The sequence below is a fragment of the Pseudomonas sp. SWI44 genome, from assembly GCF_002947915.1.
GTDB lineage: Bacteria > Pseudomonadota > Gammaproteobacteria > Pseudomonadales > Pseudomonadaceae > Aquipseudomonas > Aquipseudomonas taiwanensis.
Map to the genome: position 1 here is coordinate 3,334,138 of NZ_CP026674.1, position 21,695 is coordinate 3,355,832.

Below are 21,695 nucleotides of genomic sequence, written 5' to 3' on the forward strand. Positions count from 1 at the left end.
CTGAATTTATTGGAGAATTGAACCATGGCACACAAAAAGGCTGGTGGTAGTACTCGTAACGGTCGCGACTCAGAATCGAAACGCCTTGGCGTGAAGATGTATGGCGGCCAGGTCATCAAGGCCGGCAACATCATCGTCCGCCAGCGCGGCACCCAGTTCCACGCCGGCTACGGCGTTGGCATGGGCAAGGATCACACTCTGTTCGCCAAGATCGAAGGCGTGATCAAGTTCGAGAAGAAAGGCGAGTTCAACCGCCGTTACGTGAGCATCGTCGCAGCCTAATCGCGACGTCGCTCCAGAAGCCCCGTCATGCGACGGGGCTTTTTCGTTTGTGGTGAGCCTCTTGCAAAGCTGTTTGTATGGGCTGCCGGCGTTGGTTTCTACGGTCGTACGGGGCCGCCGCGCTCATTTTTGCAAGAGCCTCAGGTTTTTTAGTATTCAGCTCGTCGTCCGACGAGAGGCGGTTTTGAATGAAGTTTGTTGACGAAGTATCCATTCGGGTCAAGGCCGGTGACGGCGGTAACGGTTGCATGAGCTTCCGCCGCGAGAAATTCATCGAGAACGGCGGCCCCAACGGCGGCGACGGTGGCGATGGCGGTTCGGTCTACATGGTGGCTGACGAAAACCTCAACACCCTGGTCGACTACCGTTATACCCGTCACCACGAAGCCCAGCGCGGCTCCAACGGTGGCAGCACCGACTGCACCGGCAAGAAGGGCGATGACCTGATCCTGCGGGTGCCGGTCGGCACCACCGTGATCGACGCCTCGACCCAGGAAGTGATCGGTGACCTGATCGCTCCGGGCCAGAAGTTGATGGTCGCCCAGGGCGGCTGGCATGGCTTGGGCAACACCCGTTTCAAGTCCAGCACCAACCGTGCGCCACGCCAGACCACGCCGGGCAAGCCGGGCGAGCAACGTGACCTGAAGATGGAGCTCAAAGTGCTGGCCGACGTTGGCCTGCTCGGTTTGCCAAACGCTGGCAAGAGCACCTTCATTCGCTCGGTTTCGGCCGCCAAGCCGAAAGTCGCCGACTACCCGTTCACCACCCTGGTGCCGAACCTGGGCGTGGTCAGCGTCGACCGTTGGAAGAGCTTCGTCATCGCCGACATCCCCGGTCTGATCGAAGGTGCCTCCGACGGTGCTGGCCTGGGTATCCGCTTCCTCAAGCACCTGGCCCGTACCCGCGTGCTGCTGCACCTGGTCGACCTGGCACCGCTGGACAACAGCGACCCTGCCGATGCTGCCGAAGTCATCATCAACGAGCTGGCGCAATTCAGCCCGTCGCTGATCGAGCGCGAGCGTTGGCTGGTGCTGAACAAGTGCGACATGCTGATGGACGACGAGCGCGACGAGCGGGCCAAGGCCGTGATCGAGCGCCTGCAATGGGAGGGGCCGGTCTACATGATCTCGGCCATCGCCAAGCAGGGTACCGAGCAGCTCAGCCACGACCTGATGCGCTACCTCGAAGAGCGCGCCGATCGCCTGGCGAACGACCCGGCCTACGCCGAAGAGTTGGCCGACCTCGATCAGCGTATCGAAGACGAAGCCCGTGCTCAGCTGCAGGCCCTGGACGACGCCCGTACCCTGCGTCGCACCGGCGTCAAGAGCGTGCACGACATCGGCGACGATGACGATTGGGATGATGATTTCGAGGACGACGAAGACGGTCCGGAAATCATTTACGTGCGTGACTGACCGGTTGCAGTACACTAAACGCCGCTTTTTCAAGCGGCGTTTTGGTATCTACGGTATCTACAGATTCGACATAGGTTGGAAGAGAAGATGCGAAGCAAGGTGACAGGCGCCAAGCGCTGGGTCGTGAAGATCGGCAGTGCGCTGCTGACGGCCGATGGCAAGGGCCTCGACCGCGGCGCCATGGCTGTCTGGGTCGAGCAGATGGTGGCGCTGCGCGAAGCGGGCGTGGAGTTGGTATTGGTCTCCTCCGGGGCCGTGGCTGCCGGCATGAGCCAGCTTGGCTGGACCTCGCGACCGAGCGCGATGAACGAGCTGCAGGCCGCGGCCTCCATCGGCCAGATGCGCCTGGTACAAGCCTGGGAGTCGAGCTTCGGCGAGCACGGCAAGCACACCGCGCAGATTCTCCTGACCCATGACGACCTGTCCGACCGCAAGCGTTACCTGAACGCCCGTAGCACCTTGCGCACCCTGGTCGACCTGGGCGTGGTACCGGTGATCAACGAAAACGACACGGTGGTCACCGACGAGATCCGTTTTGGCGACAACGACACCCTGGCGGCGTTGGTGGCCAACCTGGTGGAGGCCGACTTGCTGGTGATCCTCACCGACCGCGACGGCATGTTCGACGCCGACCCCCGCAACAACCCCGAGGCGCAACTGATTTACGAGGCCCGCGCCGATGACCCGTCGCTCGATGCCGTGGCCGGGGGTACCGGTGGTGCCCTGGGCCGTGGGGGCATGCAGACCAAGCTGCGCGCCGCGCGCCTGGCGGCCCGTTCTGGCGCGCACACCATCATCATCGGTGGGCGCATCGAGCGCGTGCTCGACCGTCTGAAGGCCGGTGAACGCCTGGGCACGCTGCTGTCACCTGAGCGCGGCATGCTCGCCGCGCGCAAGCAGTGGCTGGCCGGCCACCTGCAGACGCGCGGCACGCTGGTACTCGACGCAGGCGCCGTGCAGGCGCTGCGCGAGGCCAACAAGAGCCTGCTGCCGGTGGGCGTGAAAACCGTGCAGGGCAGCTTCCGCCGTGGCGAGATGGTGGTCTGTGTCGGCCCGGATGGTGTTGAAGTCGCCCGTGGCTTGGCCAACTACAGTGCACTGGAGGCCCAGAAGATCATTGGCCAGCCGTCCGACGCCATCGAAGCCGTGCTTGGCTATATTGCCGAGCCCGAACTGGTGCACCGCGACAACCTGGTGCTGGTATGAGATTGCTCAAGCGGTTTGTGGCCGTGGCGGCGCTGGCGCTGCCCGTGCTCGCCGGCGCCGAGGAAATCGGCCAGGTGTCCACTGTGTTCAAGTTCCTTGGGCCGAACGATCGTATCGTGGTCGAGGCGTTCGACGATCCTAAGGTCGAGGGGGTGACCTGTTACCTCTCGCGTGCCAAGACAGGCGGTGTGAAGGGTGGTTTGGGGCTGGCCGAGGATCGGGCGGAAGCTTCGATTGCCTGCCGCCAGGTTGGGCCGATCAACTTCAAAGGGGAGTTGAAGGATGGCGAGGAGGTGTTCAAGGAGCGCACTTCGCTCGTGTTCAAGACCATGCAGGTGGTGCGCTTCCTGGACAAGAAGCGCAATACGCTGGTGTATCTGGTGTACAGCGACCGCATGATCGAAGGCAGCCCGCAGAATGCGGTGACGGCGATCCCGATCCTGCCTTGGGCGCATTGATGTAGTTGGGAGGCCTTTGGCCTCCATCGCGGGTAAACCCGCTCCTGCACGCACTCCACTGCCGTTGGGGCGTGTGCAAAACCCGCGTAGGGGCCGCAAAGCGGCCCCGTCACACCGAATCAGGCCAACTCTTCGGCCTGATCCTCACGCACGATCGCCTTTTCCACATCCAGACGGCTGATGAACTTCCAGTCCGCCTCGTCGATGTAGATGCCATTCGGCCCGCTGCCACCTTCCAGGTCGATCGCAACTCGCGCCGATACTTGCGGCTTCACGCTCGCCAGAATCGGCACGAAGCCCAGCTGCAGGCTGGTCTCCAGCAGCGCGGCCTGGTTGCGTTCGTCGATGTCCGCTGCCTCGTCGAGGTAGTAGGGCAGGCGAATGCGGCCGGCCAGGTCACGGTCCATCAGGTGCAGCAACAGGTACATGTTGGTCAGCGCCTTGATGGTCATGGTGGTGCCGTTGGAGGCGGCGCCGTCGATGTCGGCATGGATCACTGGCTGGCTGTTGACCTTGGTGATCTCGAAGGCCAGCTCGAACAGGTCTTTCAGGCCCAGCTGGTTGTGGTTGGCCGCCACCAACCGTGCCAGGTACTCCTTGGCCTCTTCGTTCTTGTGATCCTGCTCGGCGCTTTGGGTCAGGTCGAACACCGACAGAGTCTCGCCCTCCTCGTACTGGCCGGCGCTGTGGATGATCTGGTCGATGTGCTTGAGCGCTTCCTTGTTCGGCGCCAGCACCACGCGGAAGCTCTCCAGGTTGGAGACCTGGCGGCGGTTGATCTCGCGGTTGAACAAAGCCAGCTGGTGCTCGAGGCTGTCGTAGTCGCTGCGAATGTTGCGCAGGGTCCGGGCAATGTCGGTGACTGCGGCGCGGCGTGCCTTGGCCAGGGTCAGGGCTTCGTCGGTGCGGTGCGCGTAAGCGTTCACCAGCAGTTGCAGGCGGCGCTCCATGTCGTCTTCGCTGTCGAACTTGGCCACGCCCTTGAGGCGAACCTGGGCGTACAGCGCCTCGATCTGGTTGTCGACGCGCTGCAGGCTCTGCCAGCTGTCCTGGTAGTCGTTGAGCAACGGCAGCAGGTTGTCCATGGAGTCGTCGACCGCTTCCATGAACGGCGTGCCGTAGGGCAGGTCGGCGGGCAGCAGTTGGCGGCGGCGCAGGGCGTCTTCCAGGGTGCGCTGCTTGGCTTCGAGGTCGGCGATCTGGCGGCCGACCAGTTGCAGCTTGGCCGACAGCTGCTGGACGCGTTCGGTGAAGGCGTCGCTGGAGCGCTTGAGTTCGTCCTGGGCGGCTTCCAGTTGCGCCAACTGCTCCATCTTCTCGGGCTCTTCGGCGCTCAGCGTCTCGGTGCGGCGGAAGTCTTCCAGGGCTTTCTGGGCATCCAGCACCTGCTGGTACAGGGCTTCGGTCTGGGCTTTCGAAGCCGAGCGGTCGGCGGCGACGGCCTGCTGGGTCTTGAGCTGCTTGAGCTCACGCTCCAGTCGGTCCTTCTGGTCGCGCAGGGCGGCGCGGTCGGCCAGGGCCTGTAGGGCTGGCGGGTCGATGTGGGAGAGGTCGATGGACAGGCCAGGGGCCTCGAAACGCTCGCCCTTGAAGCCATCGAGCACGGCTTCGAGGGACTTCACCCACAGGTCGCTGTCGTCCAGCTCGATGCCGCGCTCGCCCAGCGGCAGGCTGAACAGCGCGCCGTTGAACAGGCGCATCAGGCGGTCGACATCCTGCTGCGAGAACTCCTCGCGCAGGCGGGCGTAGCTGTTGTTGTCGGCGTGCTCGAGCTGCTGCTTGACCTGCTTCAGGCGTTTTTCCAGGTCACGCACCCGCTCGTCGAGGTCTTCGGCGGAGAACTGGCGCGACTGGGCCAGGGCACCGGCCAGCTCGTCGTGGGCGTCCTTGGCCGCCAGCAGCTGCTGTTCCAGGACCTTGACGTCATCGACCAGGGCAAAGCGGTGCTTGAGCACCGACAGCTCACCGAGCCAACGCTGGATACCGGTGATCTCGCGCTCCAGGCGCATCAATTCCTGGGTGCCGCTGCGCTGGTCGTTCTGCAGGCTGTCCTGCTCGCTGCGGTAGTGCTCGGCCTGGATGACCAGCTCTTCCTTGCGCGCCATGGCGTAGTCCTGCCAGGTGCCCAGCAGGTTGTCGAGCAGGGGCGAGAGGCGGTGCAGCTTGCCGCGCAGGATGTCGCGCTGGGCCACGCCGCCGGCCAGGGCTTCGACCAGTGGGCCGGCCGCGACCAGCGCGTTGTAGTCCTGCTCCATACGGCGCACATCGCGGAACGCCTCTTCGCAAGCGGCGATGTAGTCGACGCTGCCTGAGCGCAGGCTGTGCTCGAAGGCATCGAGGAACAGCTGCTTGAGCTTGGCGGCAGTGATTTCACGCATGTGCAGCAGGTTGATGAACAGTGCGCGGAAGGTTTTCAGGCTCTGCTCGCTGGTCGAGCGCAGCGGAATCAGGGTCAGGTCCAGCGGTACCGAGGTGTGGCCACCGACCAGCAGCCGGCGCAGTTCGTCCGGCTTGAGCTCGTAGGCCTTCAGGCCCAGACGCTCGAGGTTGGTGAACAGCTCTTTCTGGCGCAGGCAGGTGTCGTTCTTCTGGTAATGGGCCAGGTCCAGCTCGCCCTTGTAGGCGAAGAACTGGTGGCCGAAGCCGCCGCCCGGGCCCCGGCCGACCACGCCGATCACGTGGGGGCCATGGGGCAGGTTCAGTTCGCAGAGGATGTACGAGGTGTCGCTGGCGAAGTAGAAGCGACGCGACTGTTCGAGGCTGTACTTGCCGAAGCTCATGTCCGACATGCGCGCCAGGATCGGGAACTGCAGCGCGTTGATCGACGCTGATTTACCCAGGTTGTTGGCACCGTAGACCGACAGCGGGTGTTCCAGCGGGAACAGGCCGAGGCTGTAGCCGGCGGTGTTGAGCAGTGCGAAGCGGCGGATGCCGTAGCGTTCCTGGCTCATGCTTCATTCTCCTGTTGCTCTTCGCGGATGGCCCGGGCAAGGGCCTGTTCCTCGCTTTCCTCGTCGTCGAACGGCGCCAGATCCAGCGGGTCGTCGGTGCGGTTGAGTGCTTCGGGGCTCTCTTCCTCGACCAGCACCGGCGTCGGCAGTGGCAAGTCGCTGTGCAGACTGGCCGCCAGGTCGCGGTCCTGCTGGACCGACAGGCACACGTCGAGGAAACGGTGCATGGGCGGCAGGAAGCGGTAGATACCGCCTTCCTCGTGGGCGAAGCCAAGCTGGGTCATGCGGCGCATGATCTTTTCTTCCAGCTCGTCGACGGTCTGCACTTCGGCCTGCAGGAACAGGTCGCGGTACTTGTCCAGCAGCGAGGGCAGTTCGTCACGACCGATGCTGCCACCGTCGAGCACGGCCATCGGGTCGCGGCCCTGGTCAGCCAGGTGCTCGACCAGGATGAAGGTGAACAGCGACAAGCGCTGGGCAGTCTTGTTGACCTGCGCGGCGGCCTGCTCGGGGACGAAGTAGTAGAAACCACGGGTGTCGCACACCAGCTCGAAGCCCAGGGCCTTGAACAGGGTGCGGTACTGGTCCTGGAAGTTCGACAGCTGGCCGTACATTTCAGGGTCGCGGCGGCTGACGTGGAAGCCCTTGAACAGCTCGCGGAAGATCGGCGCGAGCTGGGACAGTTCGGAAAGATCAAGATGCATTGGCTGGGCTCGCGTTGGTTTCAGGCGATGGTTCGCGGCTGGATGTCAGGGCGAACGAGCGCAGGCTGACCAGGTGTTCTTGGGTGGTGTACTCGCGCCGTTCCAGGCGCTCACGCTTGAAGCGTTTTTCCCGCGACAGGCGCGAGAACCAGTACAGCAATTCGTCGGTGGCGCCTTCGGGCTCCTGCTCCAACAACCAGACCATCAGGTCGGGCAGCGGCAGGGCGTCTTCGCAGCGTTCGAGCATTTCCTTGACCGTGCGTGGCGCGCGCGGCAGCGGGCCTTTCTGGGTCTTGTGCGCCTTGGGGAAGCGCGCCGGCTTGGGCTCGAAACGGGCCAGGGCGTAGACATACGCTTCGACCTGGCTGGCGCTGCCCAGGAAAGTGCTCTGCGGCCGGGTGAACAGTGGCATGGCGGCGTGGGGCACGGCGTCGATGCCCTTGCGGCGGATCACCGACAGCGCCAGGGCCGCGCCACGGGTCACGGCGTTGTGCCGACGTGCTTCTTCGCGCAGCGGCAGCAGCAATTCGCGGGCATGACGCAGCGTCAGCTGGGCGCTGGTCTGCATTTCCAGAATGCGCGCATGGGTGCGCAGCAGCATGTCGTCGTCGACCAGGTGACCGAGGCGGGCTTGCTCGCCGAGCAGTTTCAGCAGCACGGTCTCGACCTTGCGCACGCCCTGTTCGAAGGCACCGTCGGCGTTGACCAACTGGATCATCGGCTCGACGTACTCGTCCCAGGTCGCCAGGACCTCGGCATAGCGCTGGCGCAGCGGGATCTGGCGGTTGCTGGTCTTGGCCCGCTCGGCCACGGCCACCAGGGCCTGTTCGTCGTTGTCGAGCTTCTTGAGGACGTCACGCACGCGCATGTCGAGCAGGCGCAACTGGCGCGCCAGGTCATCGCTGTCGCGGTTGTCGAAAGCGTCCTGGATATGTCCGGCCAGGCGTTCGAGGTGGCGCAGGTAAGCCTCGATCTCCAGGCACAGGCCCAGGCGGTGCTCGCGGCGCAGGTAGGCGAGGAAGTCGTGGATCTGGGCGTTGAGCTCGAAGCGGTTCGGGCTCTTGGCCACCGGGACCAGGATATCCAGGCGGATCCACACGTCGAGCAGCTGGGTGATGTCCTGCGGGGTGCTCTCGACCTGCTGGCGGGCCAGCTGTTGGCGCAGTTCGACCAGGCTCAGGGTGCCCTGGTCGAAACGCTCGCACAGCGGCTCGATCAAGGCCCAGTGTTCGGCTAGGGCGCGCAGGACGCGCTTGGGTTCGATCATTGGCGTCGACTCGTTGCCAAATAAAAGGGGGCGATTGTACTGCATCCTTGGGGGAGGATTTCACCCCTTGGTCTGTAATGAGGGATAACCCTGGCTTTTCTGGGGGTTTCACTGGCCAGTTCGCCGGCACGCCGGCGCCTGCAGGTGTTGCGGCCTAGTCGAAATGCAGGGGAAACCTGTGGCCGCGGGTTTACCTGCGATGGCCCTGGTCAGGCGACAAAAATCCGCTGACCAGTTGCAGCGCATGCCTGCCAACAACGTTAGAATGGCCCACTGTTTCGACCCGGATACCCGTGCCTTGCTGACCGAACCCCGCCGCCGCGCCTACCTCTCCGCCATGCAAGTGGTGCACTGGCTGCCGCGTGCCGAACTGCCGTTCGCCGCACCGTCGCGCCCAGAGCTGTTATTGCCGCAGGTGCCGGTGGAGGCGCTCGAGTTCGAAGCCAGGCCATCCGCGCCTGTCGCCAGCGAGACGCCGGTTGCGCCCCAGGCCCGTTCCGTCGAGCGGCCGAAGATCGAAATTCCGCGGCCGGGCAGTGCGCCCAAACCTGTCGCCAAGGCGGTGGAGGCCGAAGAGGCCGCCCCGGCGCCACGTCCGGCTCCGGTGCCGCCGCCACGGTTCTCGCTGCAGTTGCTGCGCGCTGGCGGTTGCCTGCTGTTGATCGAGTTGGCCACCGGCCAACCGTTCCAGAGCCGCGATCCGTCCTACCTGCTGCTCAAGGACATGCTGCGTGCCGCCGGTCTGCCCGATGCGCCGCAGATCATCGGCGAGCCGGTACGCTGGCCGCTGCTGGTGCGCGGCAACATGGATCAGGGCCCGGATGCCGCTCGGGACTTCGTCCAGGGCTTCCTCCAGGCGCGCCTCGAAGAAGTGCCGGGCGCCTGCCTCTGGCTGGTCGGCATGCCGGCGCTGCGCTTTGCCGCCAATGCCGACGCCGATGCGTATTACCAAGTACTGAAGGTCGAAGGCCTGGGCGATGCCTGGGCGTTGCCGGGCCTTGAACTGTTGATGGACGAGCCGCAACGCAAGGCGGACGTCTGGAAAGCGATGCGCCAGCTGATGGCGCGCTGGAAGAGCGTTGAATGAGTGACTCGATCAGCTTCCGCCTGATGACCGAGGCGGATCTGGATGCCGTGCTTAAAATCGAATATGCAGCGTTCAGTCATCCCTGGACCCGTGGGATCTTTCAGGATGCGCTCAAGTCGTACGAAGTCTGGCTGATGTTCGATGGCCAGCAGCAGGTCGGCCATGGCGTGATCAATGTGATCATCGACGAAGCGCACCTGCTCAACATTACCGTCAAGCCGGAGAACCAGGGCCGTGGCCTGGGGCTGCGCCTGCTGGAGCACCTGATGGCACGTGCCTACCAGCTCAATGGCCGGGAGTGTTTCCTGGAGGTGCGGGCCAGCAACCAGTCGGCCTATCGCTTGTACGAGCGCTATGGCTTCAACGAGATTGGCCGCCGACGTGACTACTACCCGATCGCCGGTGGGCGCGAAGATGCCCTGGTGATGGCCTGTACCCTGCTCGAAGAGTAAGCCTGGGTCCGGCCTGAGCCGGCCTCGATCGTGGCGTGAAGCCTGGGGGCGCGGGCTCGCGCCGCGAAGAGGCCGGTATGTCGATCACAGCGCTGGAGGCAGCGCCTCGACGGGCTTGCGCAGGTCCCGAAGCGATCGGGTCACCGCCGCGCTGTTGCATTTCGCCGCTGCTTGTTCCGGCGTGTACTTGCGTACGGTGCGGAAGAACAGCTCGCACGTCTGTTTCTTCTGCGTGACTTGCCACTTGGTGGCACAGGCCTCGAGTGTCAGTTTCGGCTCTGCCGCCGGGTTGCGCCCCATCCCGGCCTGCCAGCAGGCCGCCGTCAGGTCCTGCCCCATCATTTTCAGCCCGGCCGTATCGGCTGCATCCTGATCGCCACCATGGCTGGCCTTGTCCGCCGCATACCAGATCGCACTGGGGTGGTTGGCCCCCAGCACCGGCACCGTCGTGCCCTTTTGCGGGCTGATGCCGACCAGGCCCAGTACGCCGACCTGCGGTCCGTACTGCTGCTGGATCCAGCTGCGCACCGGGGCGCCGAAGGCGACCATCGGCAGGGGTTTGGCGGGGTTTTGCAGGGTCATCTCGCGGACCATGCGGACCTGGTAGTCCTTGAAGTAGCTATAGGTGTCCTTCAATGACTCGCCAGCGCTGGCGGGGGCGGCGATGGGTGCGATGTCGATGATGGTCTGGTAGGCCGGGGTCTGGCTGGTAGCGACGCCGTTGAACGTCAGCAGTTCGGCCCAGCGGTCGGTGGTGTTCGAACGCAGGTAGTCCTGGGCCTGGGTCAGCGAATAGTCCGGCGGGAAGTGCAGCAGCTCGATGCTGCGACGGTTCTGCAGGGCCATGCCCAGCGGCAGGAACAGGTACCAGTCGTAGGACCATTTGCCGTCCTTGTTCAACTGTGTGGCGCCATCGTAGGCCAGCTCACCACTGTCGAGCAGCTGGCGCAGTGGCGCGACGTAGTTGGCGGGCACCTTGCTGATAGTGGCGTACAGCCTGTCGTTGTCGCGACTGACGTGCACCCCTGCATCGGCATAGCCGTCGCGGCGCACGCTCTGCGTCAGGTAGTGCTCGACGGTCTGTTCCAGCGACCAGTTGCGGTAGCACACCACGTTGCAGTTGTTGGGGTAGGCGAACAATCGGGTGACGCGCTGGCTATCGCCCAGGTCGATATGCGCGTCAGCCAGGGCCAGGCTGCTGAAGGCGACGACGGCGAGGCTCGATAAGGCAATCTTGTGCATGCTTAACTCCTTGTCATTGCCGCCCGATCCGGCGGCCGGTGCTAATACTGGGGCAGGGAGCGTGGCGATGAGAAGGGCAGGTTGGGTGTTGATGGCGGCGATGGCGGGCGGCGTGGCACAGGCCGATGAGCGGGACGTGTGGATGTTCGCGCAATGGGCGGGGGATCATCAGACCCGACCGTTTCGCGAGATGCTGGTCGATGCCCGATTGTACGGTGTGGTGCCGATCGCGCAGTTGCTGCGCTCGGCCTCGGACTGGCGGGTATGCCGGGCGTCGCCTTTCGCCGTGCCGCCAATCAGTCACTGGCCGGCGGTGCGCTCCACCTTGTCGCTGCTCAAGACCCTCGATCAGCAAGGCATCCTGCGTCAGTACGAGGTGGTCTCGGCCTACCGCGAGCCAGGCCTCAATGCCTGTGCGGGTGGCGCTGTGGGCAGTGCGCATACCCGTGCGTTCGCGGTCGACATCCTCTTGCCACGCTGGGCTGATCCCCAGCCGCTATGCCGCTTCTGGCAACAGCATGGCCAGGCTTGGAACATGGGCCTGGGGCGCTATCCGACGGGGCGTATCCACATCGACACCGCAGGCTATCGCACCTGGGGTGGGGATGGTGGTGCCGGTTCGTCGTTCTGCATCAAGCCCAGTTGAGTCAGGCCGCGCTGGCACTCATCGGCCACCCATTGGGCGAAGCGCTGGCGTTTACCGCCAGCGTTGAGCGGATGGGGGCTGAGCAGGTGATAGGCAGAGCCGTCGCGCAGAAAGCCGAAGGGGGCTTTCAGCTGCCCGCTTTCCAGTTCGTCTTGCACCATCAGGGCTGAGGCGATGGCTAGGCCCAGGCCTGCGCTGGCGGCCTGGATCGACAGGTAGAAATGTTCGTAGTCACTGCGCTCGGTGTGCCCGAGCCGCTGGCCGCTCAGGCGCAGCCAGGTCGGCCAGGCGCTGGGGCGAGTGCCGCTGTGCAGCAGGCGCTGGTTGTCAGCAGTGGTGGGGTGGCCTACCGGGCCGATCCATTCCTCGCAGATTTTCAGGCTGTGCAGCGTGTGGTCCCAGTGGAAGTCGTCGCGGCGCAAGGCCAGGTCGATGCCCCCGCGAGTGAAGTCCGGCAGGCCGCCCGCTGCCACCAGGTGCAGTTGCAGGTCGGGGTGGGCGGCGTGGAAGCGGGGCAGGCGTGGGATCAGCCAGCGCATGGCAATGGTGGGCTCGCAGGACAGCACCAGTACGTTGTTGCTTTCCTGCTGCCGCAGGCGCTGCACCGCGCCTTCGAGCTGCTCGAAGATGGCTTGGGTGGTGCCGTGCAGCGCGCGGCCTGCAGGTGTTAGGAAGATGGCCCGGTTGCGCCGTTCGAACAGCTCGATGCCCAGGCTTTCCTCCAGCAGGCGTACTTGGCGGCTGACGGCGCCATGGGTGACATGCAGGCGTTCGGCGGCGCGCACGAAGTTTTCGGTTTCGGCGGCGATGTCGAAGTAACGCAATGCATTGAGTGGGGGCAGTTTCATCGAAGGGTCGTTATCCATTCCTGCGCCTTGGCGTATGCATCACCCTTCATAAGGTTGGCGCTGACCCCGTAGAAGGACGGTTGCTCATGAAGAGGCCATAAAAATCTGACAGGAAAACTATCAGATTTCCTTCACTATAAATCGATTTTTCGCCAGGGCATCAGGCCTCGATAATCGCGCATCCGTGCATTTTCATCGCTTATCGAGGAGTTGTTCCGTGAATGAATTGGTCGCTATCGCCGTGTTCACCGTGTTGGCAGTCATCAGCCCTGGCGCTGATTTCGCCATGGTCACGCGCACTAGTTATGCACAGGGCCGCAAGGCGGGCTTGGCCGCCGCCTTGGGTATCGCCCTGGGCGTACAGGTGCATGTGCTGTACACGGTGCTGGGAATCGCGGTGATCATCAGCCGCAGCCCAACGCTGTTCATGGGGATGAAGGTGCTGGGGGCGGGGTACCTGATCTACCTGGGTTACCAGTCGTTGACCAACACCCGCCGGATCCGTCTTGAAGGTGGCAGCAGTCGTGCGGGTATGCTGCAGGCCATGCGCACTGGTTTTCTGACCAACGCCTTCAACCCCAAGACCCTGCTGTTTGTGATCAGCGCCTATACCCAGGTGGTGAAACCGGGCAGTGCATTGCAGTTGGATTTTGCCTACGGCGCGTTCATGTCGTTCGCCCACTGGGCTTGGTTCAGTCTGGTGGCGGTGTTCTTTTCCAGTGAAGGTTTGCGCAGGGCGATGATCGAGCGTCAGCGGATGGTCGACCGAATGATAGGCGTAGCGCTGATCGGGCTGGGGCTGGCGGTTGCAATCAGCGGTGTGCGCTGAGCGGGGAGATGTGTCGCGGGCAAAGAAAAAGGGCTTACCTTGCGGTAAGCCCTTTCACTTGTTTGGTGGCTACACAGGGACTTGAACCCCGGACCCCAGCATTATGAATGCTATGCTCTAACCAACTGAGCTATGTAGCCGATGGCGCGCATTATTCCCTTGTGATGACCCTGTGTCAACACTCATTTCAAAAAAAATTTGCACGCTTTCAAAAACTTAGCCGCAAAGCCCGGTTTCAGCGGACGATCAGCCAGTGGCCAAGCAGGCCGTTGAGCGTCAATCGCTGCGCGGCGGCGAGTTTGTCCAGGCTGTCTTGCGCACGGTCGAGGCTGAAGTCGCCGCTGATGCGCCGATAGGCGGCCTGCTGGTCCATCAACCACACGCGCCTACCCTGGTAGCCGGCCAGACGTTCCAGTACCTGGCCCAGCGGCATGTCGGTGACGCGCAAAGCCCCACTGCGCCAGGCTGTAGCGCGGTCGATGTCGACCTTCTGCACCGTGTCGATGCGTGCCTGGTTGAAGGTCACGCGCTCGCCCGAAGAGACCATTCGTTGGTCCCCTCCCTGAATGACCATGGCCTTGCCGTTGATCACCACCACTTCGTCGTGGTCCGCGTGGCGCGCCACCATCAGGCGGCTACCGAACACTTGGATGCGCGCGTCATCGACCTGCAGGTCCATGGCCCGGCCATCGAGCATCACTTCCAGGTAGACCTGGCCCTGCACCAGCTGCAGTTGGCGGGTACGGCTGCGCAGGTCGACGTTCATCGCACTGGCGCTGTCCAGGTGCAGGGTCGAACCGTCGGCCAGGCGCACACTGCGCCGTTCGCCGGCCTCGGTATGCAGTTCGCTGCCCCAGCGTTGCATCAACGGCCAGTACAGGTAGACCAGGGCGCCGGCCAGTAACAGGCACAACAGCGCCATCGCTTTGCCCAGGTGACTGCGACGGGGCGTCGCCGGCAGGGGGCGCGGGCGAACCTGTGGCGGTTGCAGGTGCTGCCAGAGGGCCTCGAGTTCGGCATAGGCATGGGCGTTGAGCGGGTCTTGGCACCAGGCAGCGAATTCGCGGCGCTCGATGTCGTCGCAGCCAGGCTGGCGCATGCGCGAGAACCACTCCAGCGCTTGTTGCTGGGCCTCGCGCTGGGTCTGCTGGGCTGGCATCGGGCTCATGGTGTCGATCAGTTCACGAAGAGGGCGGGTTCGCCCAACGAATACAGGGATAGAGCGTGAGGATGCTAAATATATTGAGAACCATTTACAAGCGTGCGCCGATAGGGTGATAAAAAGGTAGCTATGTATCTATTCGTTTCCTGATAATCGGATCCCAACCTGCCGACGGAGACACCAGTTCATGGCCACCAGCAGCGCCTCAACCGCCTCTGCCAGCGGCTCGGCTTCCCACGCCAATCCGCTGGTGATGCGCATCATCGCCTTCTGTGCCCTGGCGCACCTGATCAACGACCTGATCCAGTCGGTACTGCCGGCGATCTACCCGATGCTCAAGGCCAATTACGACCTCAGCTTCGCGCAGATTGGCCTTATCACCCTGACGTTCCAGATCACCGCGTCGTTGCTGCAACCCTGGGTAGGCTTCTTCACCGACCGCAGGCCGACGCCGAATCTGCTGCCGATGGGCACACTGTGTACCCTGGTGGGCATCGTCATGCTGGCGTTCGTGGGTAGCTTCCCGATGATTCTGCTGGCTTCGGCGCTGGTAGGTATCGGCTCCTCGACCTTCCACCCTGAAACCTCGCGGATCGCCCGCCTGGCCTCGGGGGGACGCTTCGGCCTGGCGCAGTCGACCTTCCAGGTCGGTGGTAATGCAGGCTCTGCATTCGGTCCGTTGCTGGCAGCGGCCATCGTCATTCCCTTCGGCCAGAGTCACGTCGCCTGGTTCGGCCTGGCGGGGCTGTTCTTCTTCGGCGTGACCTTGATGCTGCGCCGTTGGTACAAGGACCACCTCAGTCAGGCCAAGGCGCGCAAGGCGGTGCAGGCCGCCCATGGCATCTCGCGCCAGCGGGTGATCGCGGCACTGATCGTGCTTGGCCTGCTGGTGTTCTCCAAGTATTTCTACATGGCCAGCTTCACCAGCTACTTCACCTTCTACTTGATCGAGAAATTCGACCTGTCGGTGGCCAGCTCGCAGCTGCATCTGTTCCTGTTCCTTGGCGCGGTGGCCGCTGGCACCTTCTTTGGCGGGCCGATCGGCGACCGCATTGGGCGCAAGGCGGTGATCTGGTTCTCGATCCTGGGCGTGGCGCCGTTCACGCTGGCGTTGCCCTATGCCGACCTGTTCTGGACCACCGTGCTGAGTGTGGTGATCGGTTTCATCCTGGCGTCTGCGTTCTCGGCCATCGTGGTGTATGCCCAAGAACTGGTGCCGGGGAGCGTGGGCATGATTGCCGGGGTGTTCTTCGGGCTGATGTTTGGCTTCGGTGGAATTGGCGCTGCGCTGCTGGGGTATGTGGCTGACCTGCGCGGTATCGAGTATGTGTATGGCGTGTGCTCGTACCTGCCGTTGTTCGGGTTGTTGGCGGTGTTCTTGCCCAATACCGGTAAGCGTTGAGAACGCTGGGGCTGCGTTGCAGCCCTTTCGCGACACAAGGCCTCTCCCACCTGGGTATTTGACGAACCAACTCGCCTTGGCCTAGAGTGCCGCCTCTTTTTTCGACACACCTGCGTAGTAGTCTCAGCAATGCGCCGTACCCAAAGCCTCCCTCATGCACGCCCGCCTGCCTTTCAGGCCATGCGTCGCGCATGGCCGAGCGACACGGTGCTCAAGCGTCGGCGCAGTGTGCTGTTCGCCTTCACCTTCTCGCCACACCTTGCACTGAACTGATCCGCGCCCCTGCGTCGTCCACCGTCCCGGTGTGCGCCTGGGCGCCTGCGTTTGCGCGTCTTTTCGGTTTGCAAGGAGTGGTACATGAACATGCGTTTGCTGGCGGGCCTTCTGTTCGCCGTTTCGGTGGTGGGCTTCAGCCTGGGGGCCAGCCTGCCGCTGGTGTCGTTGCGCCTGCATGAAGCAGGTGCCGGAACCCTGGAGATCGGCATCATCTCGGCCATTCCCGCTGCGGGGATGATGCTCTCGGCGTTCCTGGTCGATGCCTGCTGCCGGCACCTGACCCGTCGCGTCATCTACCTGCTCAGCTTCAGCCTGTGCACGCTGAGCATCGCCTTGCTGGAGTGGGCCTTCGACTCGATGCTGTGGCTGGCGCTGCTGCGCCTGGGGCTGGGTGTCGGCATGGGCATCGCCATCATCCTGGGCGAGTCGTGGGTCAACGAACTGTGCCCGGACCACAACCGCGGCAAGATCATGGCCCTGTACGCCACCAGCTTCACCGGATTCCAGGTGCTGGGCCCGGCGATGCTGGCGATCATCGGTGCCAACAGCCCGTGGATCACCGGGGTGGTCACCGCCTGTTATGGCCTGGCCTTGCTGTGCATTCTGCTCACCGTACCCAACGATCACGTCGAGCATGGCGACGAAGGCGAGAAGAGCTTCGGCCTGGCCGGCTTCTTTCGCGTCGCCCCGGCGCTGTGCGTGGCGGTGCTGTTCTTCTCGTTCTTCGATGCCGTGGTGCTGTCGTTGCTGCCGGTGTATGCCACCAGCCATGGTTTTGCCGTGGGCGTGGCAGCCTTGATGGTGACGGTGGTGTTCGCTGGCGACATGGTCTTCCAGCTGCCATTGGGCTGGCTTGCCGACCGGGTCGAGCGTACCGGGCTGCATCTGGTCTGTGGGCTGGTGGCGATGTCCATCGGTATCGCGCTGCCGTGGTTGCTGCAGATGACTTGGTTGCTGTGGCCGCTGTTGGTGTTGCTGGGCGCGGTGGCGGGGGGCATCTACACCCTGGCGCTGGTGCTGATCGGGCAGCGCTTCAAGGGGCAGGACCTGGTGACGGCCAATGCCAGTGTGGGCTTGCTGTGGGGTGTCGGTAGCCTGGTCGGGCCGCTGGTCAGTGGCGCGGCGATGGACGTTGCACCGCATGGTTTGCCCATGGCGCTGGCGCTGATGGCCGGTATGTTCGTGTGCTTCGCCCGGCAGTCGTACCGACGGGCAGGGAAGCTGCGGGCGCTCGCTGATTGATGGACCTGTCGCCGGCAAGGCGGCGCCTGCAGGTTCTGCAGGCGTCAGCGATCAGGTCTTGCAGGCCAGGTCAGAAGCTTCCGCGCAAGGTCACCGACACGTTGCGCGGGTCGCCCCAGTAGTAGCCGGTCGCGGTAGTGCCGATCTGGCGGTAGTAATGCTTGTCGAACAGGTTGTTCGCGTTCAACTGCACCGAGTAATTGTCGTTGATACGGTACTTGAGCAGGCCGTTGTACACCGCATAACCCGCCTGGGTGGCCTTCGCGCTGCCGCTTTGCGAATAAATGTCGCTTTGTGCCTGCACACCGGCGCCGATGGTCCAGGCATCGAGCGTGCCTGGCAGGCGGTAGCTGGTGAACACGCGCAGCATATGCTCGGGGTCGGTGGTGCGGATCGCGTCGCCATTGGTCTGGGCGGTGTTCTTCACGTATTCGGTGGTGTTGTAGGTGTAGCCCCCGGTAACTTGCCAGCCTGGCAGCACTTCGCCGGAGATTTCCAGGTCGATGCCCTCGCTGCGGCTCTTGCCAGAGGCGATCTTGCAGTAGCCGGTGCTGCCGTTGCAGCCGATCGGGACCGACGTGTCGTCGATGGGCGTACCCACCTGGTTGATCCGGAAGAACGCCAGCGAGGTGTTCAGGCGGCCATCGTAAAACTCGCCCTTGATGCCTGTTTCATAAGCTTCGCCGACGATCGGGTCGAGCACCTTGTTGTTCTTGTCCACCACCGTCTGAGGGTTGAAGATTTCGGTGTAGCTGGCATAGACGCTGAAGTTGTCGTTCAGGTCGTAGATCAGCGCGGCATAAGGCACGATCTTTTCGTCGACGCTGAACTTGCCGCTGGCGCCTGCATTGTTCTCCTGCTCGTAGTCGTACCAGTTGGCCCGCGCGCCGATGATGGCGGTCAGCGGGTCGGCCAGCGAAATGCGCCAGGTGGCGTGCACGGCTTGCTGGGTCGTGCGGGTGCGCACCGGGTGGGGGATATCGGTGATGGTCGGCTCGTCGAGGCTGGTCCTGGGGTCCCAGTCACGAATATCGACCACGTCGGAGTACACCACGCGATTGGTCCCGGAGGCATAGGAGTCGTTGCGAATGCGTTCGACCCCGAGCATCAGCTCATGGGTGCGGCCAAACAGGTCGAACGGGCCGTTGAGCGTGGCGCTGAGGTTGTTTTGCAGGCTTTCGCCGCCATCGCCCTCGGTCACCTGGTACTGCATCAGGTAAGGGTTGTTGGTGGGGTTCAAGCGAGCGGGCGCGCGCGTCATGTAGGTTTGCTTGAAGCCATTGTCATCCAGCTCGAAATGACTGCGCAGCGCCATCAGCTTGAGCGTCCAGTCGTTGTCGAAATGGTGTTCGAGTTCGGCGTAGGTGTTGAGGTTGCTGCGGTCCCAGCGGTTCCAGTCGGCACCCAGGTAGGTGCTGCGGCCCAGTGGCAGGGGCGAGCCGTCATAGTCGGCGGGCAGGTTGCCCCAGGCGCCGGTGGCATCGAGCTTGGTCCATTCGAAACCGGTGGTCAGCGTGGTGCTGTCATCGAGGTCGAAGGCCAGGGAGCCGCCGAAGGCCTCCTTGCGCTCCATGCGCGAGTCCTGGAACAGGTCGCGGTCGTCGTGCACGGCGATCACTCGGCCACGCACGTTGCCAGTGTCGGTCAGCGGGCCGGAGATGTCGGCGACGTAACGTTGGGCATTCCATGAGCCGAGGGTGGCGGTGCCGGAAGCCTGGAACTCATGGGTCGGGCGCTTGCGCACCAGGTTCACGGTCCCCGATGGGTTACCCGCGCCACGCAGCATTCCGGTGGCGCCGCGCAATACTTCGGCACGGTCGATGAAGGCCGAATCGCTCTGGATGAACGAGCCGCCGCCACTGCTCTGCACCACGGTGGCGCCATCGTACTGGATGGCATCGATCAGGAAGCCACGGGAGAAATACTGGACCCGCTCGCTGTCGGTGTAGTTGACCACCACGCCGGGAGTCTGCTCCAGCAGGTTGGTCAGGTTGGTGATGTTCTGGTCGTCGATCCGCTGGCGAGTGACCACGCTCACCGATTGCGGCGTATGGCGCAACGACTGCGGGATCTTGCCGATGGTGACCGCGCCTGTGGTGTACGAGCCTGTGTTCTCGGTGGTCTCGCCCAGGCGATTGCTGGAAATGCTGGTGGCACCGAGCTCCAGCGCGTCGCCCACGTCCATGGCCGGGATCAGCAGGAAACTGTTGTCGCCTTCCTGCTGCACTTGCACATCGCTGCCCTGCAACAGGATCGACAGGGCTTGGGCGGCGTCATGACGGCCTTGCACCCCTTGGGTGGTCTTTCCCTGCAGGCTGTTCGCATCGAACGACAGGTTCAGGCCGCCTTGGCGCGCCAGTTGGTCCAGTGCCGGTGCCAATGGCCCCGCCGCGATGCGCCAGTCCAGTTGTTGGCGCTGGCTGGCCGGTGCAGCCAATGCCGTCACCGAAGCGGCCAGGCCAGCGCCCAGGCCAAGGCCGAACACCGCGGCGCGCACGGCATGGCGCAACCTGTCGTTACGAGGGGAACACGGGTGAATCATGGACGGCTCCTGAAGGTTTCACAGACCACTGTTGGGGCTTTTGTTCCTTCAGGCCGGACGAGAATGAGATTCCACCTCATTATTTTTTGAGTTTTTTCACACGGCGCCGATGCTGACCCAGTAACGCGTGCGGTAAACGACGCGCACAGGCAGGCTGCGCGCCAGTAGCAGCAGGATTCGCTCGGTGTCCGCCAACTGATAGGTGCCGGACACTTTCAGGCCCGCCACCTCAGGCGCACAGCGCAGCAAGCCAGGGCGATAGCGCGACAGTTCGGCGACGAACTCGCCAAGCGGCATCTGCTGCACGCTCAGCACGCCATCGGTCCAGCCCCACGGATCGGCATACAGGGTGGCCGGCGCGTAGCTAGCCGCCGAAGCAACCTGAAGCACTTCGCCGGGCTGCACCCGGCGTGGTGCGCTCGAATCGGGGAACATCGTCACTTCGCCGCTGCGCACGGCGAGCAATACACCTTGGTCGTTCTCCCGCAGCAGCAAGTGCCCGTCGCGGGTGGACAAGGCGCCGATCCGCGTGCCGAGGAGGAACGGACGGTTGTCGTTGGCGTTGCAGGCCAGGCTGACTTCACCATGCACCAGCGTCAGTTCGCGCTGCGTGTCGCTGTAGCGCAGGTCGATGGCGCTGGCGGTGTTGAGCTGGATACGGCTGCCATCGCTACCCAGCAGTTGACGGCGTTCGCCCGTGCTGGTGTGGGTGTCGGCCAACAGCGCCGGCAAGCCCAGGGGCTCGCGCGCGGCCCAGCCCAGGCTGCTACCGACCGCCAGAACGGCCAGCAGCTTGAGGTGGTCGCGCCGGCTGATGCGCTGGCGCTGGCTGCCCTCCAGGGTACGGCGGCTCAGTTCGCTGGGGAGCCCGGCCAGTTCATCGCTGAGGTGGCTGACGCGTTCCCAGGCATGGGCGTTGTGCGGATGGCTGGCCAACCACTGCTGGAACCGTTGCCGGGTGCGCGGGGAGGGGGTGTCGAAGCGCAGACGCACCAGCCAGTCGATGGCCTGGTCGACCTGGGCTTGATTCGGGGTGCTGTCAGAGGTCGGCATAGCGTAACCGATAGCAAACGCCCAGGGCCTTGGCCAGGTCGCGTTCGACGGTGGCACGCGATACGTCCAGGCGCAGGGCGATCTGGGCAATGCTCAGGCCATCGAGCTGGGCCAACAGGAAGGCCTGGCGCACCCTGGGCTTGAGCTGCTGCAGAGCGCGGTCGAGGCGTTCGAGGGTGTCGAGGATGACCAGCCGGTGCTCTTCGCTGGGTATTTCCGCCTCTGGCAGGGTGGCCAGGCTTTCCAGGTAGGCCCGTTCCAATGCCCGGCGTCGGAACTGGTCGATCATCAGGCCCCGGGCGATACTGCTGAGGTAGGCGCGGGGTTCTTTGAGCGGTGAAACCTGGCGCGCACGCAGCAGGCGCACGAAGGTGTCCTGAGCCAGGTCGGCGGCGTGTTCGTGGCAACCGACCCGGCTGCGCAACCAACCGCGAAGCCAGGCATGGTGCGACTGATAGAGCAGCGCGACCTCGGTAGGCTTGAGCGTGTCGTTCATCTGCATCGTGACGAAGGCCCGGTCTCGTGAAAGAGGTGCGACTGTTAATGGTTCTCAATTCTATGCGGGGATCTGGGCGCAGGGCAATGGCAGTCCCGGAATTAGCCGCGCAAGATCCGGCGTTTTCCTGATCGA

Annotated in this window: 19 protein-coding genes and 1 tRNA gene; 10 read left to right on the plus strand and 10 right to left on the minus strand. The window is 63.9% G+C overall.

Features of this window, described 5'->3' with window-relative positions:
* Positions 1-24 precede the first annotated feature (24 nt).
* The 4 genes from rpmA (at position 25) to C4Q26_RS15795 (ending at position 3,361) form a co-directional block, all read left to right on the plus strand.
* Complete coding sequence (gene rpmA / locus C4Q26_RS15780) at positions 25-282, plus strand: 50S ribosomal protein L27 (RefSeq protein ID WP_023382395.1); 258 nt, start codon at positions 25-27, stop codon at positions 280-282.
* A gap of 188 nt (positions 283-470) precedes the next feature.
* Entirely contained in the window at positions 471-1,697 is a 1,227-nt protein-coding gene (gene cgtA, locus C4Q26_RS15785) for an Obg family GTPase CgtA (protein ID WP_023382394.1), read from the plus strand.
* 87 nt (positions 1,698-1,784) lie between these two features.
* Positions 1,785-2,903 carry a glutamate 5-kinase gene (gene proB, locus C4Q26_RS15790; RefSeq protein ID WP_023382393.1) on the plus strand — a complete coding sequence of 373 codons (1,119 nt, stop codon included), beginning with the start codon at positions 1,785-1,787 and terminating at the stop codon, positions 2,901-2,903.
* Positions 2,900-3,361 carry a CreA family protein gene (locus C4Q26_RS15795; RefSeq protein WP_023382392.1) on the plus strand — a complete coding sequence of 154 codons (462 nt, stop codon included), beginning with the start codon at positions 2,900-2,902 and terminating at the stop codon, positions 3,359-3,361. The genes proB and C4Q26_RS15795 overlap by 4 nt, the downstream gene beginning before the upstream one ends.
* Before the next feature lie 119 nt (positions 3,362-3,480).
* Here C4Q26_RS15795 and mksF read toward each other — a convergent pair whose 3' ends face one another.
* The 3 genes from mksF to mksB are packed head-to-tail and all read right to left on the minus strand — an operon-like array spanning position 3,481 to position 8,283.
* Positions 3,481-6,312 (minus strand): Mks condensin complex protein MksF, encoded by a 2,832-nt coding sequence (mksF, locus tag C4Q26_RS15800; RefSeq protein WP_104881248.1) that lies wholly within the window; start codon positions 6,310-6,312, stop codon positions 3,481-3,483.
* Positions 6,309-7,016, minus strand: a complete 708-nt coding sequence (mksE, locus tag C4Q26_RS15805; protein ID WP_023382390.1) for an Mks condensin complex protein MksE — start codon at positions 7,014-7,016, stop codon at positions 6,309-6,311. Before mksE ends, mksF begins: the two co-directional genes overlap by 4 nt.
* On the minus strand, positions 7,006-8,283 hold the full coding sequence (gene mksB, locus C4Q26_RS15810) for an Mks condensin complex protein MksB (protein WP_023382389.1): 1,278 nt from the start codon (positions 8,281-8,283) through the stop codon (positions 7,006-7,008). Before mksB ends, mksE begins: the two co-directional genes overlap by 11 nt.
* Positions 8,284-8,581: 298 nt before the next feature.
* Between mksB and C4Q26_RS15815 the strand changes: the two genes are divergently transcribed.
* Together C4Q26_RS15815 and rimI are read left to right on the plus strand one after the other, a co-directional pair.
* Positions 8,582-9,370: a hypothetical protein gene (locus tag C4Q26_RS15815; protein WP_023382388.1), complete on the plus strand. Its 789-nt coding sequence runs from the start codon at positions 8,582-8,584 to the stop codon at positions 9,368-9,370.
* Complete coding sequence (gene rimI, locus C4Q26_RS15820) at positions 9,367-9,822, plus strand: ribosomal protein S18-alanine N-acetyltransferase (protein ID WP_023382387.1); 456 nt, start codon at positions 9,367-9,369, stop codon at positions 9,820-9,822. Before C4Q26_RS15815 ends, rimI begins: the two co-directional genes overlap by 4 nt.
* An 84-nt stretch (positions 9,823-9,906) precedes the next feature.
* Here the strand turns inward: rimI and C4Q26_RS15825 are convergent, their stop codons facing one another.
* Positions 9,907-11,064 carry a hypothetical protein gene (locus tag C4Q26_RS15825; protein WP_023382386.1) on the minus strand — a complete coding sequence of 386 codons (1,158 nt, stop codon included), beginning with the start codon at positions 11,062-11,064 and terminating at the stop codon, positions 9,907-9,909.
* Positions 11,065-11,131: 67 nt separating this feature from the next.
* Here C4Q26_RS15825 and C4Q26_RS15830 point away from each other — a divergent pair, with 67 nt between their 5' ends.
* Positions 11,132-11,710, plus strand: a complete 579-nt coding sequence (locus C4Q26_RS15830) for a D-Ala-D-Ala carboxypeptidase family metallohydrolase (RefSeq protein WP_027907638.1) — start codon at positions 11,132-11,134, stop codon at positions 11,708-11,710.
* Here C4Q26_RS15830 and C4Q26_RS15835 read toward each other — a convergent pair.
* Positions 11,650-12,558, minus strand: coding sequence for a LysR substrate-binding domain-containing protein (locus tag C4Q26_RS15835; protein WP_023382384.1), 909 nt, complete (start codon positions 12,556-12,558; stop codon positions 11,650-11,652). The two genes, C4Q26_RS15830 and C4Q26_RS15835, sit on opposite strands and share 61 nt — an antisense overlap.
* 217 nt (positions 12,559-12,775) lie before the next feature.
* Between C4Q26_RS15835 and C4Q26_RS15840 the strand changes: the two genes are divergently transcribed.
* The gene (locus C4Q26_RS15840; protein ID WP_027907637.1) at positions 12,776-13,387 is read left to right on the plus strand and encodes a LysE family translocator; all 612 of its coding nucleotides are present in this window, start codon (positions 12,776-12,778) and stop codon (positions 13,385-13,387) included.
* Positions 13,388-13,450: 63 nt separating this feature from the next.
* Here the strand turns inward: C4Q26_RS15840 and C4Q26_RS15845 are convergent.
* Both C4Q26_RS15845 and C4Q26_RS15850 read right to left on the minus strand, forming a co-directional pair.
* Positions 13,451-13,527 (minus strand) — tRNA-Met (locus C4Q26_RS15845).
* A gap of 95 nt (positions 13,528-13,622) precedes the next feature.
* A complete protein-coding gene (locus tag C4Q26_RS15850; RefSeq protein WP_256583272.1) occupies positions 13,623-14,555 on the minus strand; it encodes a FecR domain-containing protein in 933 nt (310 codons plus the stop codon).
* A gap of 181 nt (positions 14,556-14,736) precedes the next feature.
* Between C4Q26_RS15850 and C4Q26_RS15855 the strand changes: the two genes are divergently transcribed.
* Together C4Q26_RS15855 and C4Q26_RS15860 are read left to right on the plus strand one after the other, a co-directional pair.
* Positions 14,737-15,951 (plus strand): MFS transporter, encoded by a 1,215-nt coding sequence (locus tag C4Q26_RS15855; protein ID WP_023382381.1) that lies wholly within the window; start codon positions 14,737-14,739, stop codon positions 15,949-15,951.
* Between the two features lie 357 nt (positions 15,952-16,308).
* Positions 16,309-17,469, plus strand: coding sequence for an MFS transporter (locus C4Q26_RS15860; protein ID WP_023382379.1), 1,161 nt, complete (start codon positions 16,309-16,311; stop codon positions 17,467-17,469).
* Positions 17,470-17,539: 70 nt separating this feature from the next.
* Here C4Q26_RS15860 and C4Q26_RS15865 read toward each other — a convergent pair whose 3' ends face one another.
* The 3 genes from C4Q26_RS15865 to C4Q26_RS15875 form a co-directional block, all read right to left on the minus strand.
* A complete protein-coding gene (locus tag C4Q26_RS15865; RefSeq protein ID WP_023382378.1) occupies positions 17,540-20,011 on the minus strand; it encodes a TonB-dependent receptor in 2,472 nt (823 codons plus the stop codon).
* Between the two features lie 96 nt (positions 20,012-20,107).
* On the minus strand, positions 20,108-21,064 hold the full coding sequence (locus tag C4Q26_RS15870; protein WP_104883289.1) for a DUF4880 domain-containing protein: 957 nt from the start codon (positions 21,062-21,064) through the stop codon (positions 20,108-20,110).
* On the minus strand, positions 21,051-21,566 hold the full coding sequence (locus tag C4Q26_RS15875) for a sigma-70 family RNA polymerase sigma factor (RefSeq protein WP_104883290.1): 516 nt from the start codon (positions 21,564-21,566) through the stop codon (positions 21,051-21,053). The genes C4Q26_RS15870 and C4Q26_RS15875 overlap by 14 nt, the downstream gene beginning before the upstream one ends.
* Positions 21,567-21,695 lie beyond the last annotated feature (129 nt).